At 68.3% G+C, this 23,164-nt stretch carries 13 protein-coding genes, 1 tRNA gene, 1 other RNA gene and 1 pseudogene; 4 read left to right on the top strand and 12 right to left on the bottom strand.

Annotation, left to right across the window (positions count from 1 at the left end; translation table 11 throughout):
* Window positions 1–65 precede the first annotated feature (65 nt).
* Together KY500_RS18915 and KY500_RS18910 are read left to right on the top strand one after the other, a co-directional pair.
* The gene (locus tag KY500_RS18915) at window positions 66–2,813 is read left to right on the top strand and encodes a glycoside hydrolase (protein WP_219901813.1); all 2,748 of its coding nucleotides are present in this window, start codon (window positions 66–68) and stop codon (window positions 2,811–2,813) included.
* Window positions 2,738–4,345, top strand: a complete 1,608-nt coding sequence (locus KY500_RS18910) for a discoidin domain-containing protein (protein WP_219901812.1) — start codon at window positions 2,738–2,740, stop codon at window positions 4,343–4,345. Before KY500_RS18915 ends, KY500_RS18910 begins: the two co-directional genes overlap by 76 nt.
* Before the next feature lie 370 nt (window positions 4,346–4,715).
* Here KY500_RS18910 and KY500_RS18905 read toward each other — a convergent pair whose 3' ends face one another.
* From KY500_RS18905 to KY500_RS18880, 6 genes are all read right to left on the bottom strand, one after another.
* The gene (locus KY500_RS18905; RefSeq protein WP_255579590.1) at window positions 4,716–6,761 is read right to left on the bottom strand and encodes a glycoside hydrolase family 35 protein; all 2,046 of its coding nucleotides are present in this window, start codon (window positions 6,759–6,761) and stop codon (window positions 4,716–4,718) included.
* A 2-nt stretch (window positions 6,762–6,763) separates the two neighbouring features.
* Window positions 6,764–8,974 (bottom strand): beta-galactosidase, encoded by a 2,211-nt coding sequence (locus KY500_RS18900; RefSeq protein WP_219901811.1) that lies wholly within the window; start codon window positions 8,972–8,974, stop codon window positions 6,764–6,766.
* Complete coding sequence (locus KY500_RS18895; protein ID WP_219901810.1) at window positions 8,971–10,509, bottom strand: alpha-N-arabinofuranosidase; 1,539 nt, start codon at window positions 10,507–10,509, stop codon at window positions 8,971–8,973. Before KY500_RS18895 ends, KY500_RS18900 begins: the two co-directional genes overlap by 4 nt.
* Before the next feature lie 84 nt (window positions 10,510–10,593).
* The gene (locus tag KY500_RS18890; RefSeq protein WP_219901809.1) at window positions 10,594–11,943 is read right to left on the bottom strand and encodes an ABC transporter substrate-binding protein; all 1,350 of its coding nucleotides are present in this window, start codon (window positions 11,941–11,943) and stop codon (window positions 10,594–10,596) included.
* 112 nt (window positions 11,944–12,055) lie between these two features.
* Window positions 12,056–12,949, bottom strand: coding sequence for a carbohydrate ABC transporter permease (locus tag KY500_RS18885; protein WP_255579964.1), 894 nt, complete (start codon window positions 12,947–12,949; stop codon window positions 12,056–12,058).
* A gap of 55 nt (window positions 12,950–13,004) precedes the next feature.
* Entirely contained in the window at window positions 13,005–13,931 is a 927-nt protein-coding gene (locus KY500_RS18880; RefSeq protein ID WP_066592606.1) for a carbohydrate ABC transporter permease, read from the bottom strand.
* 219 nt (window positions 13,932–14,150) lie between these two features.
* Between KY500_RS18880 and KY500_RS18875 the strand changes: the two genes are divergently transcribed.
* Window positions 14,151–15,143 carry a LacI family DNA-binding transcriptional regulator gene (locus KY500_RS18875; protein WP_219903548.1) on the top strand — a complete coding sequence of 331 codons (993 nt, stop codon included), beginning with the start codon at window positions 14,151–14,153 and terminating at the stop codon, window positions 15,141–15,143.
* 231 nt (window positions 15,144–15,374) lie between these two features.
* Here KY500_RS18875 and KY500_RS19860 read toward each other — a convergent pair.
* The 6 genes and pseudogenes from KY500_RS19860 to ffs all read right to left on the bottom strand — a co-directional run.
* Window positions 15,375–15,740, bottom strand: a pseudogene (locus KY500_RS19860) (CinA family protein); the annotation flags it as partial.
* A gap of 212 nt (window positions 15,741–15,952) precedes the next feature.
* Entirely contained in the window at window positions 15,953–16,363 is a 411-nt protein-coding gene (locus KY500_RS18865; RefSeq protein WP_219901807.1) for a YccF domain-containing protein, read from the bottom strand.
* A gap of 305 nt (window positions 16,364–16,668) precedes the next feature.
* Complete coding sequence (locus KY500_RS18860; protein ID WP_219901806.1) at window positions 16,669–17,862, bottom strand: acetate/propionate family kinase; 1,194 nt, start codon at window positions 17,860–17,862, stop codon at window positions 16,669–16,671.
* Complete coding sequence (gene pta, locus KY500_RS18855) at window positions 17,859–20,075, bottom strand: phosphate acetyltransferase (RefSeq protein ID WP_219901805.1); 2,217 nt, start codon at window positions 20,073–20,075, stop codon at window positions 17,859–17,861. Before pta ends, KY500_RS18860 begins: the two co-directional genes overlap by 4 nt.
* A gap of 2 nt (window positions 20,076–20,077) precedes the next feature.
* On the bottom strand, window positions 20,078–22,552 hold the full coding sequence (locus tag KY500_RS18850) for a phosphoketolase (RefSeq protein ID WP_219901804.1): 2,475 nt from the start codon (window positions 22,550–22,552) through the stop codon (window positions 20,078–20,080).
* A 203-nt stretch (window positions 22,553–22,755) separates the two neighbouring features.
* Window positions 22,756–22,852: signal recognition particle sRNA small type (gene ffs, locus KY500_RS18845), an RNA gene on the bottom strand.
* Window positions 22,853–22,972: 120 nt separating this feature from the next.
* Here ffs and KY500_RS18840 point away from each other — a divergent pair.
* Window positions 22,973–23,060, top strand: a tRNA-Ser gene (locus KY500_RS18840).
* The last annotated feature ends 104 nt before the right edge of the window (window positions 23,061–23,164 follow it).

The following is a 23,164-nucleotide window of genomic DNA, read 5'->3' as shown; positions in this document are numbered from 1 at the left end:
CGCTAACAGCCCCTGTGGACGGCAGTAATCGCTGACCGCATTTCCAATGGAGGAAAGGTCCACCCATGACAAAGTCGTCAGGGCGCAGACGCGCACTTGCCATCACCGTAGTGCTGGCGCTCGGTGCCACCGGGATCGGAACAGGGGTCGCAGCGGCCCCGGCCGTCGCCGCACCCGCCGCCACCCCACTCACCATCACCCCCAACCCCGCGTACCAGAACGAGGAGTTCGAGGGCTGGGGGACCAGCCTGGTCTGGTTCGCAAACGCCACCGGCGGCTACCCCGAAGACGTGCGCCAGGACCTCTTCGACAAGGTCTTCGGCGCGGACGGCCTCAACCTCAACATCGCCCGGTACAACATAGGCGGCGGCAACGCCAGCGACGTTCCGCCGTACCTGCGTGCCGGCGGCGCCGTGGACGGCTGGTGGAACCCCGACCTGGTCGCCAGCGACAGCAACGGTGTGATCAGCTCGGACTACGCGGACCGCGACCGGTACGCCGCCGCCTGGGACCCCGACGACCCCGCGTCGTACAACTTCGACGCCGACGAGACCCAGCGCTGGTGGGTGAACGCGCTCAAGGACAAGATCACCAAGTGGGAGGCGTTCAACAACTCGCCGCCGTACTTCATGACCGAGAGCGGCTACGTCTCCGGCGGCTTCAACTCGAGCACCGACCAACTCAAGAAGTCCAGTGTGGCTGACTACGTGGCCTACCTGAAGACCGTGGCCCAGTCGGTGGAGGAGCAGGAGGGCATCAGCTTCGACACCATCGCCCCGTTCAACGAACCCAACACCAACTACTGGGGCACGAACATCGACTCCAAGACCGGCTGGCCCAAGCAGGGCGGCCAGGAGGGCGCCCACATCGGCCCGGCCCTGCAGGACACCGTGATCAAGGCTCTGGCCGCCGAACTGGCCGAGTCCGACACCACCACCGAGGCCACGATCTCGGCGATGGACGAGACCAACCCGGGCACCTTCGTGACCAACTGGAATGGCTGGACCACTGCGGCCAAGGCCGAGGTGAAGCAGCTGAACGTGCACACCTACGGCACCAGCGACCGGCTCAAGGTGCGCGACATCGCCAAGTCCGCCGAGAAGCCGCTCTGGATGAGCGAGATCGAAGGCAACTGGGACAGCTCCGGCGTGCACAACCAGACCAACATGGACAACGGCATCGGCATCGCCACCCGCGTCATGGACGACCTGCGCGAGCTCGAACCATCCGCCTGGGTGCTGTGGCAGCCGGTGGAGGACCGCTACAACATGGAAAAGGTGGAAAAGCTCAACTGGGGCAGCGTACTGATCGACTTCGACTGCAACGCCGACGGCGACTCGGTGCGCCGTCTCAAGGACGGCGACGCCGACCCGTCCTGCCGGGTGCTCACCAACGCGAAGTACAACACCCTGCGCAACTTCACCCACTACATCCAGCCGGGTGACCACATCATCCCCTCGACCAACGCGCAGACCACCTCGGCCGTCACGGCCGACGGCACCGGCCTGACCATGGTGCACGCCAACAGCGAGACCGCCGCCCGCACCATCACGGTGGACCTGGCCAAGTTCGGCACCATCGACGCCGGGGCCACCGTCACCCCGGTTGTCACCACCGAGTCCCCCGCCGACGACGTCACCCAGAACGCCCTGGTGACCGGGACGGCTGTCGCCATCGACGCCGACACGAAGACCGCCGTGGTCACCGTGCCGGCGAAGTCGGTGACCACCTTCGTGATCGACGGCGTGAGCGGCGTCGCCGACACCGCCGCCCCGCTCACGGATGCCCACACCTACCGGGTCGTGGGAGCGCAGAGTGGCAAGGCACTCACCGCCAAGGCCACCACCGGCAGCAACCCCGCCGCCGCCATCACCACCCTCGCCACCTCCGCTGGCACGGTCGGTGCGCAGCTGTGGACCGCCGAGAAGGTGACCGCCGGCGACAGCAACACCGAACGCTTCGTGCTGCGAAGCGCTGCCGGAACGGCGCTGGCCGCCAACGGTTCCGGCACCCTGCTGGTCGAGTCGACCCGGGAGGCCGCCGCCGCGGACCCCGCCCAACAGTGGATCCCGACCACGACCGACGGCTCCACCTGGAGCCTGGTGAACGGCGCCCTGCCGGTGGCCCTTGAGGTTCCCGGCCAGTCGACCACCGAGGGCGCGGCGGTGAACGTCTACGCCTCCAACGGGGGTGCGAACCAGACCTGGTCGTTCCAGGACACCGCTCTGGTCTCGTTCGAGCCGGTGCTGGCCAACTCCGTCGCGGGGGTGCCGGCGACCTTGCCGGCCACCGTCGTGCCGCGCTACAGCACGGGCCTGGGTGCCCCGATCCCGGTCACCTGGAACACCGAGGGAGCCGACTGGGACAGCCTGGGCACCATCACGGTGACGGGCTCGGGCACGGATGTGTTCGGCACGGCCTTCGACTCGGCGAGCGCGACGATCGAAATCGGTGGGTTCGCATCCACTGACCCGGTTTCGCTCACCACCTACGCAGGCATCACGGTCGACGATCTCGTCGCCGCGGCGCCCACCACGGTGCCGGCCCAGATCGGCGCCAGCACGAACAGGTTCGACGCCGCCGTCACGTGGGAGTGGGACGGAGTGGACGCGGACGCGTTGGCCGACCCCGGTGTGCTGACGGTCTCCGGTAGCGCCACCTCGAACGACCCGGGGCGGCTGCGCTCGACGCGACCCTGTCGGTCATCCTCACGGTTGCCGGCGAGCAGAACCTCTCCGTGCTCGGCACCACCTCGGCGTCGGCGACATCCACGGAGTCCGGTTACCCGGTGGACCGCACCCGCAACGGGGTGACCAACGACAAGGGCTGGTCGAACTGGCGGAGCGACAACAAGCCGGCCGCCGACACCCTGACGTACAACTTCGGGTCGACCCAGCCGCTGACACGGGCGAAGCTGTACTTCTACAGGGACGGCACGACGAGCTGGCCGAGCTCGGTCACCGTGCAGGCCCTGGACGGGTCCGGCGGGTGGCAGGACGTACCCGGCGGCCCGATCGCCGTCGCCACGCCCACGGACAACTCCGGCCCGGTGATCGACGTGCCGCTGGCCGGCGTGAGCACCAGCCAGCTGCGTGTCGTGATGACCGCCTATCCGAACACGCACATGGTCGTCTCCGAGGTGCAGGTGTTCGGCAAGACGGCGGGCGTCGCTGACGTGTCCGGGCTCGCCCGGCTCACGGTCAACGGCACCCCGGTGCAGGGCTTCGACGCCGACACCACCGCGTACACCGTTCCGCTGACGGGGTCGGCGGCCGCCGTTGTCACCGCATCCGCCATCGACACGGCGGCCACGGTCGAGGTCGTGCCGACCGGCCTGACCGGGGCCACGGTGACCGTGACGGCCGCGGATGGGTCCACCACCTCGGTGTACGAGCTCACCTTCGAGCGCACCGCGGCGATGACCGTTCCCGTGGTCACCGGCACGCCCAAGGTGGGGCTGCCCCTGACCGCGAGCACCAACGCCGACCCCGCGGATGCCGCACTCGGCTACAGCTGGACGCGGAACGGAACCGCCATCGACGGCGCCACCTCGGCGAGCTACACGCCGGTCGCGGCCGACCTCGGGGCATCCCTCGCGGTCACCGTGACGGCCAGCGCGCCGGGCTATGCCTCGGCGACGGCCGACTCCGCGCCGGTGGTTGTGCTGGCGGCCGATGAGGTGCCCGGCACGCCCGGTGGCGAAACGCCTGGGACGCCCGGCGGGGAGACTCCCGGGACTCCGGGCGGGGAGACTCCGGGCACACCCGGTGGCGAAACGCCGGGGACTCCGGGCGGCGAAACCCCCGGCACGCCCGGTGGCGAGATGCCCGGTACGGAACCCGGCACCGGGACTCCCGGCGGCCAGGTACCCGGACTGCCGAATCCGGGGCTGCCACTGCCCGGCACCGGAGCGGCCTCGACGAACGTCGAGTTCTCCAACGCCTCTGGCGGGGTCTACTCGGACGGCGCCGTACTTGCCCGCGGGCAGCGCCTCACGGTGTCGCTGACGGACGCCACACCCGGCGCCACCGTGAGCTTCGAGCTGCACTCCACGGTGGCGGTCCTCGCCTCCGGCGTTGTGCCCGGCACCGGCGCGCTCACCCTGTCCGGCAGCATCCCCGCGGATGCGGCGCTCGGGCAGCACCACCTGGTGCTGGTGGTGGACGGCACCGAGGTGTCGAGCATCGCGGTCACCCTGGTGGCTGATGCATCCGCTGCCGATGCTGCGACCGGCCAGCTGTCGAACACCGGCGTCGAGCTTCCGCTGGGGCTGCTGCTCTCGCTGTCACTCGCGCTGATGCTCGCCGGGGCCGTGTTGCTCAAGGTGCGGCAGCGCCGCAGCTAGCGCACGAACGGAGGGGGCAGGTCGCGCACCACGCGGCCTGCCCCCTCCCGCGCGCGCGGGCCACAGCTCCCACTGGTTTCGACAAGCTCAACCACCGAGACGGGAACGACCCACACGTCGGTCGAGCCCGTCGAGACCCGGTGAGCGGAACTCGAGGCACGCCACGAGGTCTCCTAAGGAAGTGCGCTTCCGCCGACCAACCGGGCGCGAAGCGCCCCCACAGCTCCACAAGCTCGACCACCGAGACTGGTCACGAGGTTTCGACAAGCTCGACCAGCGAGACTGGTCACCAGGTTTCGACAAGCTCAACCAGCGGGACGGGCGCGACCCACACGTCGGTCGAGCCCGTCGAGACCCGGTGAGGTGTCCCCTACAAGTCGGTGTGGCCGAGCTCGGGGCGGGCCACGAAGCTGATCCGGGTGTTCTCGGTGCCGTGCAGGCACAGGATGACCAGCTCGTTCTCGGCCCGGAGCACCGGGCCGGGCACGTACAGCGTGGTCTGCGGGCCGCGGTCCCAGAATCGGCCCAGGTTGAACCCGTTGATCCAGGCCTGCCCCTTGCCCCATCCGGCGGTGCTGAGGAACAGGTCGACGCCGGGCTCGGCGCCGAATCGGCCGCGCGCGAACGCCGGGCCGCTGAGCGATCCGGCAACCTCGGCCTCCGGGACCAGCGCCAGAGTCGGCGTCGACCCGGACGAGGCCGCGAGCGACATCGGCACGGTGGCGGCCGACGCGGGTGTGGTCGCCGCCGACAGTGTCGCCGAGGAGCTCAGCCGCGGCGTCGGGGTGAGGTTGAGGGCGAGGTCGAGTTCCACGTCGAGGTCGAGGTCGACCGCGCCGGCCGGAGCGTGATGCGATGACACGGCGGTCGTGACACCGTGGCGCCCGTGCTGCGGGGCGAAGAGGGCGCTTCCGGAGCGCACGAACCCGTCCACGTCGAGCGGAAGCACCTGCCAGTGGGCGAGACCGACGCCGTCGAGGGCGGCCGGGCCGATCAGGCCCTTGTCCTCGCCGATGCGGGGGCCGTAGTTGACCCGGCCCTGGTCCTCCACGAGCAGGTCGAGGCGGTCCCCCGGCGGCAGGCTGAGCGACCGGTCGTGGTGGTCGCGCTGCAGCACACCAACGGCGGTGCCGTCGACGAAAACCTGCGCGCGGTCGCGCACCTCGCCGAAGGAGAGCACCCGGGTGCCGGGCGTGAGCCGGCTGCGGTACAGGGCAAACCCGGTGTACTGGCCGAGCGCATCCATGCTGGGCAGCTCAGCGGCCCAGGCGGCACTCGTGTCAGCCAGCTCGGGCAGGGCGTCCCAGAGCGACACGGATTCGTCGAGCACCACGTCGAAGGCCGGAGCGTGGTTCGCGGGTTCGGGCAGCGGCGGCAGCGCGGCATCCGCGGCAACCGGCGCATACCGGGTCAACACCTCACGGAAGGCGAGGTACTTGGCCGTGACCTCGCCGCTCTCGGACAGCGGGGCGTCGTAGTCGTAGGAGGTGACGGTGGGCTGGAACACGCCCTTGTCGTTGGCACCGTTGGTGAAGCCGAAGTTGGTGCCGCCGGTGAACATGTAGAGCGACACGGATGCGCCGGTGGCGAGAAGGTCGTCCAGCTCGCGCGCGGAATCCTCCGCCGAGGTGGTGTGGTGGTGCGCGCCCCAGTGGTCGAACCAGCCGTTCCAGAACTCGGCGCACATGAGCGGACCCGTGGGTTGGTGCCGGCGGAGCACGGCCAGGCGTTCGGTGGCGCGGGAGCCGAAGGAGCCGGTCTTGTGCAGCTCGGGCAGGCTGCCGTCGTCGAGCATCTGGTCGGTGGGCTGGTCGATCGTGGTGAGCGGCACGGTGATGCCGCCGGCTCGGTTGAGCTCCACGAGCGCGCGCAGGTAGTCCTTGTCGTCGCCGTAGGCGCCGTACTCGTTCTCGATCTGCACCAGGATCACGGGCCCGCCGCGGTCGATCTGCCGGGACGCCACGATGGGCAGCAGCCGGTCGAAATACTCGGCGACGGCCGTCATGTAGAGCGGTTCGTTGCGGCGCACGCCCACGGCGGGGTCGGCGAACAGCCAGCCGGGCAGTCCCCCGTTGTCCCACTCGGCGCAGATGAACGGCCCGGGCCGCACGATGGCGTACATGCCCTCGGCGGCGATCAGGTCGAGGAACCGGGCCAGGTCGAGCTGCCCGACGGTATTGAAGGTGCCGCGCACGGGCGAGTGCGCGTTCCAGGCCACGTAGGTCTCGATGGTGTTCAGGCCCATCAGCTTCGCCTTGCGGATGCGGTCGGCCCAATGATCGGGGTGCACCCGGAAATAGTGGATGGCGCCGGCCAGGATCCGGAACGGTTCCCCGTTCAGGAGGAAGTCCGTGTCACCGATCGCAAAATCACCCGGGGTCGGGGCCGCGGGTGCGGACAGAGTGAGGTCACCCATGATCAGGTCTCCGTTCGGGCTCGGCTCAGCACGGCGACGCCGGTGGCCGGGAGCGTGAGGGAATCGGCGGCCAGGGTGCTGCCGCCGAGGTCCACCGCGGTGACGTCGCCGTCGGCCGCGCCGAGGGGCACGGTCACGGCCAGCGCCGAGTGGTTGATATAGAAGAGGTACTCCCGGGTGTCGCTCTGGCGCACGGCGAGCTGCACGGTGCCGTGCACCTCCTCCGGCAACGGGGAGTGGATGCCGGCATCCGTGGCGAACCGGCCCACGAGCGCCACCAGCGCGGCGCGGTCGGGCACCGTGGCGACGAAGCTGGCGCGGCCGGCGCCCGCGGTGCGGCCGGTGATGGCGGGCACGCCGGGGAACGGGCCGTCGTCGAAGCGGGCGAGCACGTCGACGTCCGCGGCGACAGACACGTCGTGGGTGAGCAGCGATCCGGTGGAGCCGGCCGGCAGGTCGCCGGACAGGGCCACGGTCTGGCCGGCGAGCAGTCCGCCGAATTCCTCGGCGCGCACGCCGAGCAGGTCGCGGAACGCGCCCGGGTAGCCGCCGCGGTGGATGTGGTCGTCGGCGTCGGCGATGCCGGAGAACACGCCGACCACGAGGTGGCCGCCGGTACGGGTGTAGTCGGCCAGCGCATCCGCCAGCGGCTGCGGCACGATGTAGAGCATCGGCGCGATCACCAGGTCGTAACCGGAGAGCCCTTGGCCGTTAAGCACCGAGCGGGCCGGCACGATGTCGGCCTGCAGGCCGTTGGCCAGCGCCGCGGTGTACCAGGCCATGGCCTCGGCCTTGTAGCGGAGCAGCTCGGTGGGGTGCGAGTCGAGCTCGGACGCCCACCAGGAGTCCCAGTCGAAGAGGATGCCGATGCGCGCCTGCTTCGTGCGACTGCCCGCCACCTCGGCCAACCGCCCGAGCTCGCCGCCGAAGCGGGACACGCTCCGGAACACCGAGCTGTCCTCCCCCGCGTGCGGCAGCATCGCGGAGTGGAACTTCTCGGCGCCGGCCAGGGACTGGCGCCACTGGAAGAAGCAGATCGCGTCGGCGCCGTGCGCCAGGTGGGTCAGGCTGTCGCGGCGCAGTTGCCCCGGGGTCTTGGCCTGGTTCACCGGCTGCCAGTTGACGGCGCTGGTGGAGTGCTCCATGAGGAACCACGGTTCCCGCCCGGCAATCTGGCCGGTGAGGTTGGCCGAGAAGGAGAGTTCTTCGAACGCGGTCGGGTCGGCCACGAGCAGGTAGTGGTCGTTGGAGACCAGGTCCACCTCGGCGGCCCAGTCGGCGTAGTCCATGCCGCGGGTCTCGCCCATCACCATGAAGTTCGTGGTGATCGGCACCTCCGGGGTCGCCCGGCGCAGGATCTCCCGCTCGGCGACAAGGTAATCCTTGAGCGCGTCGCTGGAGAACCGGGCGAAGTCGAGCTGCTGGGTGGGGTTGGGATGTGTCGCGGCCAGCCGTGGCGGCAGAATTTGGTTCCAGGACGAGTAGTTCTGCGACCAGAACGCCGTTCCCCAGGCCCGGTTGAGTTCGGTGAGTGTGCCGTAGCGGGCTTCGAGCCACGTGCGGAAGGCGCGCGCGGCGTCATCCGAATAGTCGTAGACGTTGTGGCAGCCGAGCTCGTTGCTGATATGCCACATCGACAGGGCCGGGTGGTCGGCGTAGCGCTCGGCCATTTTCTCGACCAGCGCGAGCGCGTACCGACGGAAGACGGGCGAGGTGGGGCGCCACTGCTGGCGGCCGCCGGGCCAGATGGTCTCGCCGAGGCGGTTCACCGGCAGCACCTCGGGGTGCAGTTCGGTGAGCCACGGCGGCGGGCTGGCGGTGGCGGTGGCCAGGTCCACGGCGATGCCGTTGGCGTGCAGCAGGTCGATGGCACGGTCGAGCCAGCCGAAATCCCAGCTGTCAGGCGTGGGCTGCAGCAGCGCCCAGGAGAAGATGCCGACGGAGACGATGTTGACGCCGGCCTCGCGCATGAGGCGCATGTCGTCGGCCCAGACCTCTTCGGGCCACTGCTCGGGGTTGTAGTCGGCGCCGTAGCCGATGCGGGCGGCGTCGGCGGGCAGGCTTTCGGTGCCGTCGGCGAGGGTGTGCGCCGCGGGCCAGCGCACCCAGCGGGGCGCGTCGGTGGTCGAGCTTGTCGAGACCTCGTGAGGTGCCCGCTCGCCCGACCAACGATCGGTCGCGCCCACTCCGCTGTTCGAGACGCCGGCGCTCATGCTGTGGCCTTCGCGGCCAGGCGCACGATGGACCACGACAGCGCGGGCAGCACAACAGCGGCCAGCTCGCCGTCGGCGGCGAGCGTCACCTCCGTGAGCGGCACCGGATGCACGGTGTCCTGGTGATCCACGGCGTTCGTCGAGAATCGGTCGCCGTCCTCCGGCGCGAACAGGCTCTCGGCCGAGAGCACCGAGCCGGCGGGGGCGCCGGCCAGGTCCACCTCGAGGGTCAGCGGGTCGTTGGCGGACCGGTTGACCAGGAACAACACGATCTCGTCGTCGGTGGCGGTCACCGCGGCATCCACTAGGTCGACGGTGCCGTATTGGGCGCTCTCGTAACTGTCGGAGTGGATCGTGGCGGCCAGCACCTCGCCGCGTGCGGCGGCGGCGGTGCGGGCGAAGGGGAAGAAGGTGGTCTGCCGCCAGGCCGGGCCGTTCGGCTCGGAGCGGATGGGCGCGATCACGTTCACGAGCTGGGCGAGGTTGGCCATCGAGACGCGGTCGCTGTTGCGCAGCAGCGCGATGAGCAGCGAGCCCACCACCACGGCATCGCTTACGTTGTATTCGTCTTCGATCAGACGCGGATGCGTGTTCCACTCGCCGCTGAACAGGGGGTCCTTGTCGACCTCGTTGAACCGGGTTTGGTACCAGACGTTCCATTCGTCGACGCTGATGCCGATGAACCGGTCGACGCCCTGGCTCACGGCCACCTCGTCGATGACCGCGGCGACGTCGCCGATGAACCGGTCCAGGCCCACGCCGGAGGCGAGGAAGCTGCCCAGATCGCCGGGCTTCTCTTCGTAGTACGCGTGCAGCGAGATGTGGTCGACGAGCTCGATGGTGTGCTCGAGCACGGTGCGCTCCCAGCTGCCGAAGGTGGGCATCTCGGCGTTGGAACTGCCGGCCACGACGAGCTCGATGGTGGGGTCGACCCACTTCATCACGCGGGCGGTCTCGGCGGCGAGCCGGCCGTACTCCTCGGCGGTCTTGTGGCCGATCTGCCACGGGCCGTCCATCTCGTTGCCCAGGCACCAGACCCGGATGCCGAACGGCTCGGTCTGTCCGTTGGCTCGGCGCTGGTCGCTAAGAGCAGTGCCGGTCGGGTGGTTGCTGTATTCGAGCAGGGCCGCGGCATCCGCGATGCCGCGCGTGCCCAGGTTCACGGCCTGCATCACCTCGACGTTGGCTTTTTCGGCCCAGCCGGCGAATTCGTGCAGGCCCACCTCGTTGGTCTCCACGGAGTGCCAGGCCACGTCGAGCCGGGTGGGGCGTTCCTCGCGCGGGCCGACGCTGTCTTCCCAGCGGAAGCCGGAGACGAAGTTGCCGCCCGGGTAGCGGATCAGGCTGGGGTTCAGCTCGCGCACGAGGTCGAGCACGTCCTGGCGGAAGCCGTCCGCGTCGGCGGTGGGGTGGCCGGGCTCGTAGATCCCGGTGTACACGGCGCGGCCCATGTGCTCGACAAACGAGCCGAAGAGCCGGGGCGAGACGGGGGCGACCACGTCGTCGCGGGAGATGCTGAGCCGGGCGTGCAACACGGGAGAGATCCTCTTTAAGTAGATAGGTACAGCAGGAGGGTGGGTCTGCCTAGACCCACCCTCCTTCGGTGGTGGTGCGGGTGTTTACTTCTCGGTGACGGTGAAGCCCTGCTCGTTGCCGTAGCTGGCGGTGGCCTTCTGCCACGCGGTCAGGCCCTCGTTGATGTCGCCCTTGCTGGCGTACGCCTGGCCGACGGTGTCGGAGAAGATGCTGTTCGAGTAGACCTGGAACGGCAGGTAGCTCCAGCCGGGAACAACGTCCTTGGCCGACTGCACGAGCACCTCGTTGATCTTCTGGCCGCCGAAGTACTCGCTCTCGTAGCCGAGGAATTCGTCGGAGTCGAGGTCGGCGACGGTGGACGGGAAGCCGCCGGCGTCGATGGAGATCTGGGTGCCTTTGCCCTCGTTCATGTACTGCAGGAAGCCGGCAGCAACGAGCTTGTTCTTGCTCTGCTTGAGGATGGCGTCGCCACCACCACCGTTCTCGGCGCTGGCGGTGACGCCGGCCGTGTAGGTGGGCAGCGGCGCTACACGCCAGTCACCGGAGGCTTCCGGCACGCCGGACTCCAGGTTGCCGGGCATCCAGGCGCCGATGTTGAGGGTGGCGATGGTGCCGTCGCCCAGGCCCTTGTACCACTCGTCGCTCCAGCTCGGGGTGGGGGCGAGGAGGTCGTTGTCGAGCAGCTGGTTCCAGGTGTCGGCGAACTTCTTCGAGCCCTCGTCCTGCAGGTTCAGCGTGACGTCGGTCGAGTCCTTGGTGGTGTACGGCTGGCCGCCGGCCTGCCAGATCATGCTGGTGGTGAAGCCCGCGTCGCCGGTGTCGTTGGTGATGTAGGCGTTCGGGTTGGCGGTGTGCAGCTTCTCGGCGGCGGCGACGTACTCGTCCCACGTGGTCGGCACCTCGATGCCGTACTGGTCGAAGACGGCCTTGTTGTAGAACATGGCCATGGGGCCGGAGTCCTGCGGCAGCGCGTAGATGCCGTCGCCGAGGTTGACGGAACCCCAGGTGCTGTCGGTGTACTCGGAGGCGTACTGGTCGAACCCGAAGTCGGTAAGGTCGGCCAGTGCGTCGGAGAGCGCGAACTGCGGGAGGGCGTAGTACTCGATCTGGGCGACGTCCGGAGCGCCGGAGCCTGCCTTGATCGCGTTCTGCAGCTTGATGTACTGGTCGTTGCCGGTTCCGGCGTTGACGACCTTGACTGTCACGTTCGGGTTTTCCTTCTCGAACGCCTTGGCGATGTCTTCCACCGCAGGGGCCCAGGCCCAAACGGTGATGGTCGACTTCTCCTTGAGCGCCGCGGCGATGTCGTCGGCGGTGCCGGTCTCGGCCGAGCCGCCGCCGGCCGCGGAGCACGCGGCGAGGGACAGGCTGAGGGCGAGGCCGGTGGCCACGGCGACCGCGGTGCGGCGCAGGGTGCTGTGTGTTGCTTTCATGGGATGCCTTTCACTTCCTTGTAAATGGGTGTTCGGTGATGCGGGTACGGATGGTGCGGGTGGTGGAGCGGGTGGTGCGGGTAAGCGGTGATGCGGTCGGAGAAGTCTGGGGTTACGCCTTGACGCTGCCGGAGGCGAGTCCGGACTGCCAGTAGCGCTGCAGGAACAGGAACGCCACGATGATCGGAACGATCGTGAGCAGCGACCCGGTGATGACGAGGTTGTAGATGACGTCACCGCCCACGGTCTGGGCCTGCGCGCTCCACTGCTTGAGCCCCACGGTGAGCGGGTACCAGGTGGGTTCGCTGAGCATGATAAGGGGCAGGAAGTAGTTGTTCCAGGTCGCCACGAGCGTGAAGAGCAGCACCGTGACGAGGCCGGGGGCCAACAGCTTGAGGGAGATGGTGAAGAAGGTGCGGAACTCGCCCGCGCCATCCATTCGGGCGGCCTCGAGAACCTCGGTGGGCACGGCGTCGAGCGCGTAGGTCCAGATCAGGTAGAGACCGAACGGGCTGATCAGCGACGGCAGGATGACCGCCCACGGGGTGTTCGTGAGGCCCATCTGGCTGAACATGAGGAAGGTCGGCACCGCAAGGGCCGTACCGGGGATGGCGACGGCGCCGAGGACGACCGCGAAAACCGCCTTCTTACCCGGGAAGTTGAACTTGGCCAGGCCGTAACCGCCGAGGGCGGCCAGGAAAGTGGCTCCGCCGGCGCCGACGACGACATAGAGCAGAGTGTTGCCGAACCAGCGCACAAAAACGCCGTCGTTGTAGGTCAGCGTGGCGACGATATTGTCCCACAGCGCGTTCGGGCCGGAGAACCAGAGTCCGAACGAGCTGAGCAGCTCGGCCTGGGTCTTGGTGGAGTTCACGAACAGCCAGAACAGCGGCAGCAGGCTGTAGATGAGCAGCGCGCCCATGATCACCGTGAGCAGGATCGACTTCTTGGTGTGCAGGCCCTGGTTGGACTTGCCGGCCTTCTTCTCGCTGGTGTAGCGCGACATCCGCGGGGCTTTCGCCTTCTCGACGGGTGCGTGGGTCTGGTCAGTCGTCGACATCTCAGGCCTCCTTCCTGGAACCGGAGTTCTGCACGATGTAGGCGATGACAGCGGTGATGAGGCCGACGATGATCGCGATGGTTGCCGAGTAGTTGTACTGCTGGCCGGAGAAGGACAGGTTGTACGCGTACATGTTTGGCGAGAAGTAGGTGGAGATGGTGTTGGGGGCCAGCGACTGCAGGATGCTCGGCTCGTTGAAGAGCTGGAAGCTGCCGATGACGCTGAAGATGCCGCCGATCACGATCGCGGGGCGCAGGGCCGGCATCTTGATGCTGCGGATGATGCGGAACGCGTTGGCGCCGTCGAGAGACGCGGCCTCGTAGAGGTCGGTGGGGATCACCCGGAGGGCCGCATAGAACAGGATCATGTTGTAGCCGATGAACTCCCACGTGACGATGTTGCCGATCGACGCGAGCACCCAGCTGCCGGAGAGCGGGTCGGGGATGGACAGGCTGAAGAAGTCGTTGAGGTTGCCGACCAGGCCGAACTTGGTGCCGTACATGAAACCCCACATGAGGGTGGCGACCACGGCGGGAACCGCGTAGGGCAGGAAGATCGCGATGCGGAAGAAGCTGGACAGGTGCAGGCGGGCACTGTCGATGGCGAGGGCGGCGAACAGGGCGATGCCGAGCATGATCGGCACCTGCACGACGAAGAACAGGGTGACCCGGCCCATGGACTCCCAGAACTTGGGGTCCGACAGCGCCTGGCCGTAGTTCTCGAAGCCGACGAAGGAGTTGCCGCCGACGAGCTGGTCCTTGAAGAAGCTGAGGTAGATCGAGTAGAGCACCGGGGCGATGAGCACGAGGGCGAAGACGATCATGAACGGGCCGATGAACTTCCAGCCGGTCCAGTCGCGCTTCTGCACGTGCTTGCGGGAACTCTGCAGTGTCTGGCCACTAGGGGGGAGTGTTGACAGCGTCGTCATGCCTGTTTCTCTGACTCGGGAGGTGATGCGGTGGATGGTGAAACTCGGGAATCATGTTTACGTAAACATAACGTGTAAGCACGCTAGCATGTTTACGTAAACATACGGAAATTTTTCCGGGACTCTGGAGAGCACGTGGCAACGATCCGCCCCACCGCCGGCACGGGTTCCGACGACGTGCGCCAGGCCTCGCCCGCGCGGGCGGTTCGGTTGCCGTCGATGGCGGATGTGGCGGCGCTGGCCGGCGTCTCCTCCCAGACCGTCTCCCGGGTGGTCAACGCCCGCAGCAACGTCGACGCCGACACCCGGGACCGGGTGCTCGCGGCCATGGAAGAGATCGGTTACCGGCCCAACAGCGCCGCCCGCGCGCTCAAGTCGGGCAAGTTCAGCACCATCGGCGTGATCATGTTCACCCTCTCCAGCTTCGGCAACATGCGTACCCTCGACGCCGTCGCCACGGCCGCCGCCCAGGCCGGCTACTCGATCACCCTGATCCCCGTGGCGCTGCCCACCCAGGGCGCGGTCGCCGGAGCGGTGAATCGGCTCGCCGAGCAGGCGGTCGACGGCATCGTGATCATCATGGAGGCGCACATCCTGGATCGCATCGACGTGACCGTGCCCACCGGGCTGCCGGTCGTGATCGTCGACTCCGACGCGGGCGAGCGCTACACGGTGGTCGACACCGACCAGACCGAGGGCGCCCGGCTGGCGACCCAGCATCTGCTGGACCTCGGGCACAAGACGGTCTGGCACATCGCCGGACCCGAGTCGTCATTCTCGGCCGGGCGCCGCACGGCATCCTGGCGCGCCACCCTCAAGGCGGCCGGCGCGCCGGTGCCGCCCGTGCTCGAGGGCGACTGGAACGCCGAAAGCGGCTACCGGCACGGCGTGGCGCTGGCCGCCGACCCGTCGGTCACCGCGATCTTCGCCTCGAACGACCAGATGGCCCTCGGCGTCATGCGCGCCGTGCACGAGGCCGGGCGCTCGGTGCCGGCCGATGTGAGCGTGGTCGGCTTCGACGACATGCGCGAGGCGGATGCCTTCTGGCCGCCGCTGACCACCGTGCACCAGGACTTCGGCCAGGTCGGACGGCTCTGCATCGAGAAGCTGCTGCGCCAGATCGACTCCCCCGCCGCCGTGGGCCCCGGCACCACGATCGTGCCCACCCACCTCGTGGTGCGCGCTAGCACCGCTCCCCCGCCCGCGCGCTGACCGACGACCCCGGCGCCCCGGTGTCCCTCCCACGAAATCGGTCATACGTCTGCCTGAACGCTCGCGAAGCAACAACGTGCGCGCTTTCGCGACTGGACGCAACAACGCCCTAGTCCAGGAGCACATCCTTGAGGTGCGCCAGGGCACGACTCGTGCTGAGGGCGATGACGTCTTCCGGCGACGCGTCGAACCGGTAGGGAAGGACCGCACCGAACACCGGGTAGCGACGCTGATGAACACGGTGCCGGCCGGGTGGCCCTCTTCGGGGGCGGGGCCCACCACACCCGTCACTGCCACGCTCACGTCTGCACCCACGTTTTCCAGCACGCCCTTGGCCATCTGCTCCGCACATTCCGCCGACACGACCGGCCCCGGATGCACGTTCAGCAGCCGATACCTGGTGTGGGGCTGGTACGCGACCACGCCGCCACCGAACCAGCCAGAGGACTCCGGTGCCGCGCTCAGAGCCTGGGCTATCCGGCCGGCGGTGAGGGATTCCGCGACAACGACAGTCATTCGGTCGGCCGCGGCGAGTTGTCCGATCTGACGCGCCAACGCGGAGATCTGGGCGTCTTCGTGCTCAGCCCCGGTGGACATGATTGTTCGAAGACTGGGCATCATCTCGTCACCCCGAGGGTCGGCCCGCGAACAGCTACTCTGGACATTTTTCCTCCACACTGAGAAATAGTCGAAGTGGGCAGTCTGTCCGCCGACTTGCACCTAAGACGAGTCGGCGCGCGGAAATGTCACGTTTGCAGCCGTTTTCGTCTCTGCCCAGGGCAGCGCGGCCCCGATTGGCGAAACGGCGGTCAGGACCGAGCGGCGCGGGCCTGGTCGAACTCGCCGCCGCCGGTCGGCCCGATCACCTTGCCCAGCGGGGCCAGCGAGACCGGGACCAGCTTGAAGTCGGCGATGCCCATCGGGATGCCGATGATCGTGACGCACAGCGCGATACCCGAGACGATGTGCGCCAGGGCCAGCCACCAGCCCGCGAGAATGACCCAGATCACGTTGCCGAGGAACGAGAAGGCGCCGCTGGTGGGCTTGGCGACCACGGTGCGGCCGAATGGCCAGAGCGCGTAGGCGCCGATGCGGAAGGAGGCGATGCCCCACGGAATCGTGATGATCAGGATGCAGAGCACAACACCGGCGGCCAGGTAGCCGAGGAACAGCCAGAAACCCGACAGCACGAGCCAGATGATGTTCAGAAGGGTGCGCACGCCGGAATTCTACTCGCGGTGCTCGGGGTGCTCCTGTGTTCACGAACCCGGTCTCGACAAGCTCGACCACCGCGGGGGGCACGACACACACGCACCCACCCGAACCCGACAGCGCGACGCAACCCATTCGCTGGTCGAGCCTGTCGAGACCCCGCGAGACGACCCGTGGACGCCGCTCGCGACCGCGGTCACGACCGGCGTGGGGGCGACACACACGGCGGCCCTGGTACTGAAATGCGGACATCCGGCCTGCGCTTGTGTCGCGAAGGCGGGATGTCCGCAAATGAGGTACTGCTGCGAGGGAGTTAGATGACCGCGCGGGTTTCGCGGGCGATCTCGAGCTCCTCGTTGGTGGGGATGACGAGCACGGTGACACGCGAGGCATCCGTCGACACGACGCGGGCGACCCGGGAGAACGGGTCGTTCTTGGCCGGGTCGATCTCGATGCCGAGACCCTCGAGGCCGCGCAAGGCACCCTCGCGGATGATGCCGGAGTTCTCGCCGACACCGGCGGTGAAGACGATCACGTCGAGGCCACCGAGCTGGGCGATGTAGTTGCCCACGTAGCCCTTGATGCGGTGGTAGTACACGTCGAGCGCGGCCTGAGCCACAGCGTCGCCGGCCACGGCGGCGTCTTCGACGTCGCGCATGTCACCGTTGCCGGTGAGGCCGAGCATGCCGCTCTCCTTATTGAGCATGGTGTCGAGCTGTTCGATCGACATACCCGCCTTGCGGTGCAGGTGGAACAGCACCGCGGGGTCGATGTCGCCGGAGCGGGTGCCCATCACCAGGCCCTGCAGCGGGGTGAGGCCCATCGACGTGTCGATGGACTTGCCGCCGTCGACGGCGCAGACCGACGCACCGTTGCCGAGGTGCAGCACGATGGTCTTCAGCTCGGCGAGGGGGCGGCCGAGGAACTCGGCTGCGGCCTCGGAGACGAACTTGTGCGAGCTGCCGTGGAAGCCGTACCGGCGGATGCTGTGCTCCGCGGCGAGGGCCGTGTTGATCGCGTAGGTGTACGCGGCGGCCGGCATGCTTTGGTGGAACGAGGTGTCGAAGACGGCCACGTGCGGCACGTCGGGGAAGTTCGAGCGAGCCGCGATGATGCCCTGCACGTGCGCGGGGTTGTGCAGCGGGGCGAGGTCGGCCAGGTCGGTGATCTGCTGCTGAACGACATCGTCGATCACGGTGGGACCGGTGAAGATGCTGCCGCCCTGCACGACGCGGTGGCCCACGGCGATGAGGTTGGCGTCGGCCAGCTGCGGGCCGTGCTCGGCGAACGCGGCGACCATGAGCGCGAAGCCCGCGGTGTGGTCGGGGATCGGCAGGTTCTGCTCCTGGCGGCCCGCGTCCGAGGCGGTGTTGGTGTGGCGGGCGTGTCCGGTGCCCTCGCCGATGCGCTCGACGAGTCCGCCGGCCAGTTCGGTCTCGGTGTCGATGTCGATCAGCTGGTACTTGAACGAGGACGAACCGCTGTTGATGACGAGGATGGCGGTCATACGGCTGCCTCCACTGCGGCCAGCGATGCGGCCTGGATGGCGGTGATCGCCACGGTGTTCACGATGTCCTGCACGAGTGCTCCTCTGGAAAGGTCGTTGATGGGTTTGCGCAGGCCCTGCAGGACGGGGCCGATCGCCACGGCGCCAGCGCTGCGCTGGACCGCCTTGTAGGTGTTGTTGCCGGTGTTGAGGTCGGGGAAGATGAACACGTTCGCCTTGCCCGCCACGGCGGAGTCTGGCATCTTCGCCGCGGCCACGGCTGCGTCAGCGGCGGCGTCGTACTGGATCGGGCCCTCCACGGCCAGGTCGGGGCGCCGTTCGCGCACGATGGCGGTGGCCTCCCGCACCTTTTCGACATCCGCACCGCTGCCGGAGCCGCCGGTGGAGTACGACAGCATCGCGATACGCGGCTCGATGCCGAACTCGACAGCCGTCTCCGATGCCGAGATGGCGATGTCGGCCAGCTGCGCGGCGGTGGGGTCGGGGTTGACCGCGCAGTCACCGTAGACGAGCACCCGGTCGGCCAGGGCCATCAGGAACACGCTGGAGACCACGGACACGCCGGGGCGGGTCTTGATGATCTCGAAGCTCGGGCGGATGGTGTGCGCCGTGGTGTGCGACGCGCCGGAGACCATGCCGTCGGCCAGGCCCAGCTGCACCATCATCGTGCCGAAGTACGAGACGTCGGTGACGACGTCGCGGGCCTGATCGATGGTGACGCCCTTGTGGGCGCGAAGGCGCGCGTATTCCTCGGCGAAACGCATCCGCAGCACGTCGTCGAACGGGCTAACGACGGTGGCCTTGGCGATATCCAGGCCCAGGCCGATGGCGCGCGAACGCACCTCGAATTCCTCGCCGAGGATGATCAGGTCGGCCACGTCGCGGGCCAGTAGGGTGGCGGCGGCGCGGAGCACGCGATCGTCGTCCCCCTCGGGCAGCACGATGCGCATGCGGTTCTGGCGGGCGCGCTCGAGCAGGGTGTACTCGAACATGAGCGGGGTGACCACGTCGGCGCGGCTCACCTTGAGACGGTCGAGCAGGGCGCCGCCGTCGACGTGCTGCTCGAACAGCGCCAGGGCGGTGTCGTGCTTGCGCTGCGAGTCGGCGGCCAGGCGGCCGCGAGTGTGCGTGATGCGCAGCGCCGCCTCGTAGGAGGCCAGGTCGGTGCGGATGATCGGCACCGACGGGGCGAGGCCCTTCATGAGCTGTTCGATCGACTCGGGCAGCGGGAAACCGCCGACGAGCACAACACCGGCCAGCGACGGGAAGGTCGCGGAGGAGTTGGCCATCAGGGCGGCCAGCAGCACCTCGGGGCGGTCGCTGGGGATCACGACGACGGCGCCCTCGGTGAGACGGGGCAGCACGTTGACCATCGACATGGCGGCAACGACCACGCTGAGCGCCTCGCGGGAGAGCAGCTCCGGGTCACCCTGCACCAGGGTGCCGTGGGTGGCTTCGAGGATCGTCTTCATGCTCGGGGCCACGAGGAACGCGTCTTCGGGGATCGCCCAGACGGGCACGACGGCAGCGTGCATCGCATCCGGTGCGTCGGGCAGGTTGTCGACGCCCTCGCGCACCGCGGCGATGAGGCCGTTGAGGTTGGCGGGGTCGGCGCGGTTGACCACGACGCCGAGCAGCGACACATGCTCGGACTGCAGTTCGGTCAGCGCCACATCGGTGAGCTGACGGATGTCGTCGCTGGTGCGCGGTTCGCTCTGGCCGAGCTGATCGCTCTGGCTGAGGCCTTCACCCTGGCCGAAGCCCACCCGGCCGGCGAGCACGAGCAGCACCGGAACACCGAGGTTGGCGGCGATGCGGGCGTTGTAGGCCAGTTCGGTGGGGCTGCCGACGTCGGTGAAGTCGCTGCCGATCACCACGACGGCGTCGCACTGCGCTTCGACGGCCTTGTAGCGGGCCACGATGCGGGCGAGTGCGGCATCCGGGTCGGCGTGCACGTCGTCGTAGGTGACGCCGACGCACTCGTCGTAGGTGAGCGCCGGCTGGGCGGCCGGGTTGGTTCCTGCGGGCTTACCGGCCTGCAGGTGGTTCAGCAACAGCTCGAGAACGTAGTCGGGCTTGTGCTTGGACCGGGCGATGGGGCGGAAGACGCCCACGCGCTCGATGGAGTGCAACAGGGTGTCGAGAACGCCGAGCGCGATAGTAGATTTGCCGGTATTTCCCTCGGCGGAGGTGATGTAAATGCTTCGAGCCACGGTTATACGTTATCCCCGCCGGTGGTGTCTAGTGCGCGCGCGGCGGCTGCCGCGGCATCGTTCCCAGCCCATACCCAGTCGGTGACCTCGGGAATGTCTTCCCCGTGGTCGCGGGTGTACTGCCGGGCACGCAGGCGGGCATCCTGCATCTGCTGGCGAAGCAGTCCGGCACGGGCTCCGAGTCCGGGCACCCGGTCGATGACATCCATCACCAGGTGGTACCGGTCGAGGTCGTTGAGCATGACCATGTCGAACGGCGTCGTCGTCGTCCCGTTCTCTTTGTACCCGCGGGCGTGCAGGTTGGAGTGGCCGTGGCGCTTGTAGGTGAGCCGGTGGATCAGCCACGGGTACCCGTGGTATGCGAACACGATGGGCTTGTCGGCGGTGAAGTAGGCGTCGAACTCGCGGTCGCTCAGCCCGTGCGGGTGGTCGTCCTCGGACTGCAGGCGCATCAGGTCGACCACGTTGACCACGCGCACGCTGAGGTCGGGCATGGCCTCGCGCAGGATCTTGGCGGCGGCGAGCACCTCGAGGGTGGGCACCTCGCCGGCGGCGGCGAGCACCACATCGGGTTCGGTGCCGGGCTCTTCGGTGCCGGCCCACTCGAAGATACCCAGGCCCCGCTCGCAGTGCGCGACGGCCTGGTCCATGGTGAGCCAGTTCGGGGCCGGCTGCTTGCCGGCCACCACCACGTTGACGTAGTCCACGCTGCGCAGGCAGTGGTCGTAGATCGACAGCAGCGTGTTCGCATCGAACGGCAGGTACACCCGCACGACATCCGCGCTCTTATTCACGACATGGTCGATGAACCCCGGGTCCTGGTGGCTGAAGCCGTTGTGGTCCTGGCGCCAGACGTGAGAGGAGAGCAGGTAGTTCAGGCTCGAGATCGAGCGGCGCCACGGGATCTCCCGGGTGACCTTGAGCCACTTGGCGTGCTGGTTGAACATCGAGTCGATGATGTGGATGAACGCCTCGTAGCAGTTGAACAGGCCGTGGCGCCCGGTGAGCAGATAGCCCTCCAGCCAGCCCTGGCACTGGTGCTCGCTGAGCATCTCCATGACCCGGCCGGCGCGGGCGAGGTTGGTGTCTTCGGGGATGTATTCAGCGTTCCACTGCTTGTCGGTGGCGGCGTAGACGGCCGGCGCGAGCCGGTTGGATGCGGTCTCGTCGGGTCCGAAGATGCGGAAGTTGTCGGGGTTGTCGCGGATGACGTCGGCCAGCCAGGTGCCGAGCACCTTGGTGGCCTCGTCGACGGTGGCGCCGGGGGACGGCACATCCACCGCGTACTCGCGGAAGTTGGGCAGCTTGAGATCGCGGCGCAGCAGCCCGCCGTTGGCGACCGGGTTGGCGCTCATGCGCAGGTCGCCGTGCGGGGCGAGGGCGGAGATGATGCCCACCGGGGCACCGGCCTCGTCGAAGAGTTCCTCGGGCCGGTACGACTTGAGCCAGAACTCGAGCACATCGGTGTGCGACTGGGTGTCGCGGGCGTTCACGAGCGGCACCTGGTGCGAGCGCCAGGAGTCCTCCACCTGCACACCGTCGATGACCGGCGGGCAGGTCCAGCCCTTGGGGGTCTTCAGGATGATCATCGGCCAGCGCGGCCGGTCGGTGCTGCCGGCGAGGGCGGCGCGCTTGATCGCGGCGATCTCGTTGAGCACCTCGTCGAGGGTCTGCGCCATGCGCTGGTGCACGGCCAGGGGGTCTTCGCCGTCGAAACCGCCGGAGACGATGTGCGGGTTGTGGCCGTAGCCGCGCATGAGGTCGAGCAGTTCGTGCTCGGGGATGCGGGCGAGCACGGTGGGGTTGGCGATCTTGTACCCGTTGAGGTGCAGGATCGGCAGCACGACGCCGTCTTCGAGCGGGTTGACGAACTTGTTGGAGTGCCAGCTGGTGGCCAGCGGGCCGGTCTCGGCCTCGCCGTCGCCGATGACGGCCGCGACGAGCAGGTCGGGGTTGTCGAACGCGGCGCCGTAGGCGTGGCTGAGGGCGTAGCCGAGCTCGCCGCCCTCGTGGATGGAACCGGGGGTCTCGGGTGAGGCGTGGCTGGGGATGCCGCCCGGGAAGGAGAACTGGCGGAACAGGCCCTTGACGCCGTCGACGGACTGGTCGATGCCGGAGTAGATCTCGGAGTAGGTGCCGTCGAGGTAGGCGTTGGCGACCATGCCGGGCCCGCCGTGGCCGGGGCCGGTGATGTAGAGGGTGCTGATCTCGCGTTCGCGGATGACCCGGTTCAGGTGCGCGTAGAGGAAGTTGAGGCCCGGGGTGGTGCCCCAGTGGCCGAGCAGGCGCGGCTTGATGTGCTCCCGGGTGAGGGGTTCGCGCAGTAGCGGGTTGTCGAGCAGATAGATCTGCCCGACCGAGAGGTAGTTGGCTGCGCGCCACCAGGCATCCACACTGGCGAGAGCTTCGGCGCTCAGGCTGTGCGGAAGGCGGCTGGGCCAGGTGAATGATGAGGTGGCGTTGGACGACTGAACCATCACGGACTCCAGGTGCTCTATGGGCGCCACTGGCGCTGTTCAAGTCTAGGAAGCGCCCGGATGCCGCGCAGGGGACGTTAGTCCCGCATGAGGAGGCTGGAGAGGGCTAGGCTGAGCGATTCGCCTGCGGCCTGCGCGGTGGGCGGGTTGCGGGGCCGGATGGGGCCCGGCTGCGGTGCCCACCGAGGTGCCCGCTGCGGGCAAAGTAAAACTCCTCGCGCACCCACCAGAGCCCAGTTACCCTTGCTACGTTTCCGTCCTGGGGGAGTTGGCTGAGATAGCGCCACGCGAGGAGCCATTGCCAGTTTAGGGCGTCTCGGGCCAGCGCCCAAACCCGGCTGCCGATCGACGTGTCAGCGGGAGCTCGCAGAAGCAGGTAAGATTTTCCCTGGTCGTTGTCTTGACGAATCGACCGGTTCAGGAGAATTCGCCTAGTGGCCTATGGCGCACGCTTGGAAAGCGTGTTGGGTGAAAGCCCTCGGGGGTTCGAATCCCCCATTCTCCGCCAGTGAAACGCCCGCCACCGTGCGGGCGTTTCCGCTTTAACCCGCCACTTGTTGCCGAAACGGACAAATGGTCCCGGTACGCCGGGCGCAATTGTCCGGACGGGCA

This window comes from Cryobacterium sp. PAMC25264 (assembly GCF_019443325.1).
Taxonomy (GTDB): Bacteria; Actinomycetota; Actinomycetes; order Actinomycetales; family Microbacteriaceae; genus Cryobacterium.
Note: the sequence above shows the minus strand (reverse complement) of the source record. Positions and strands in the feature narration are given on the sequence as shown.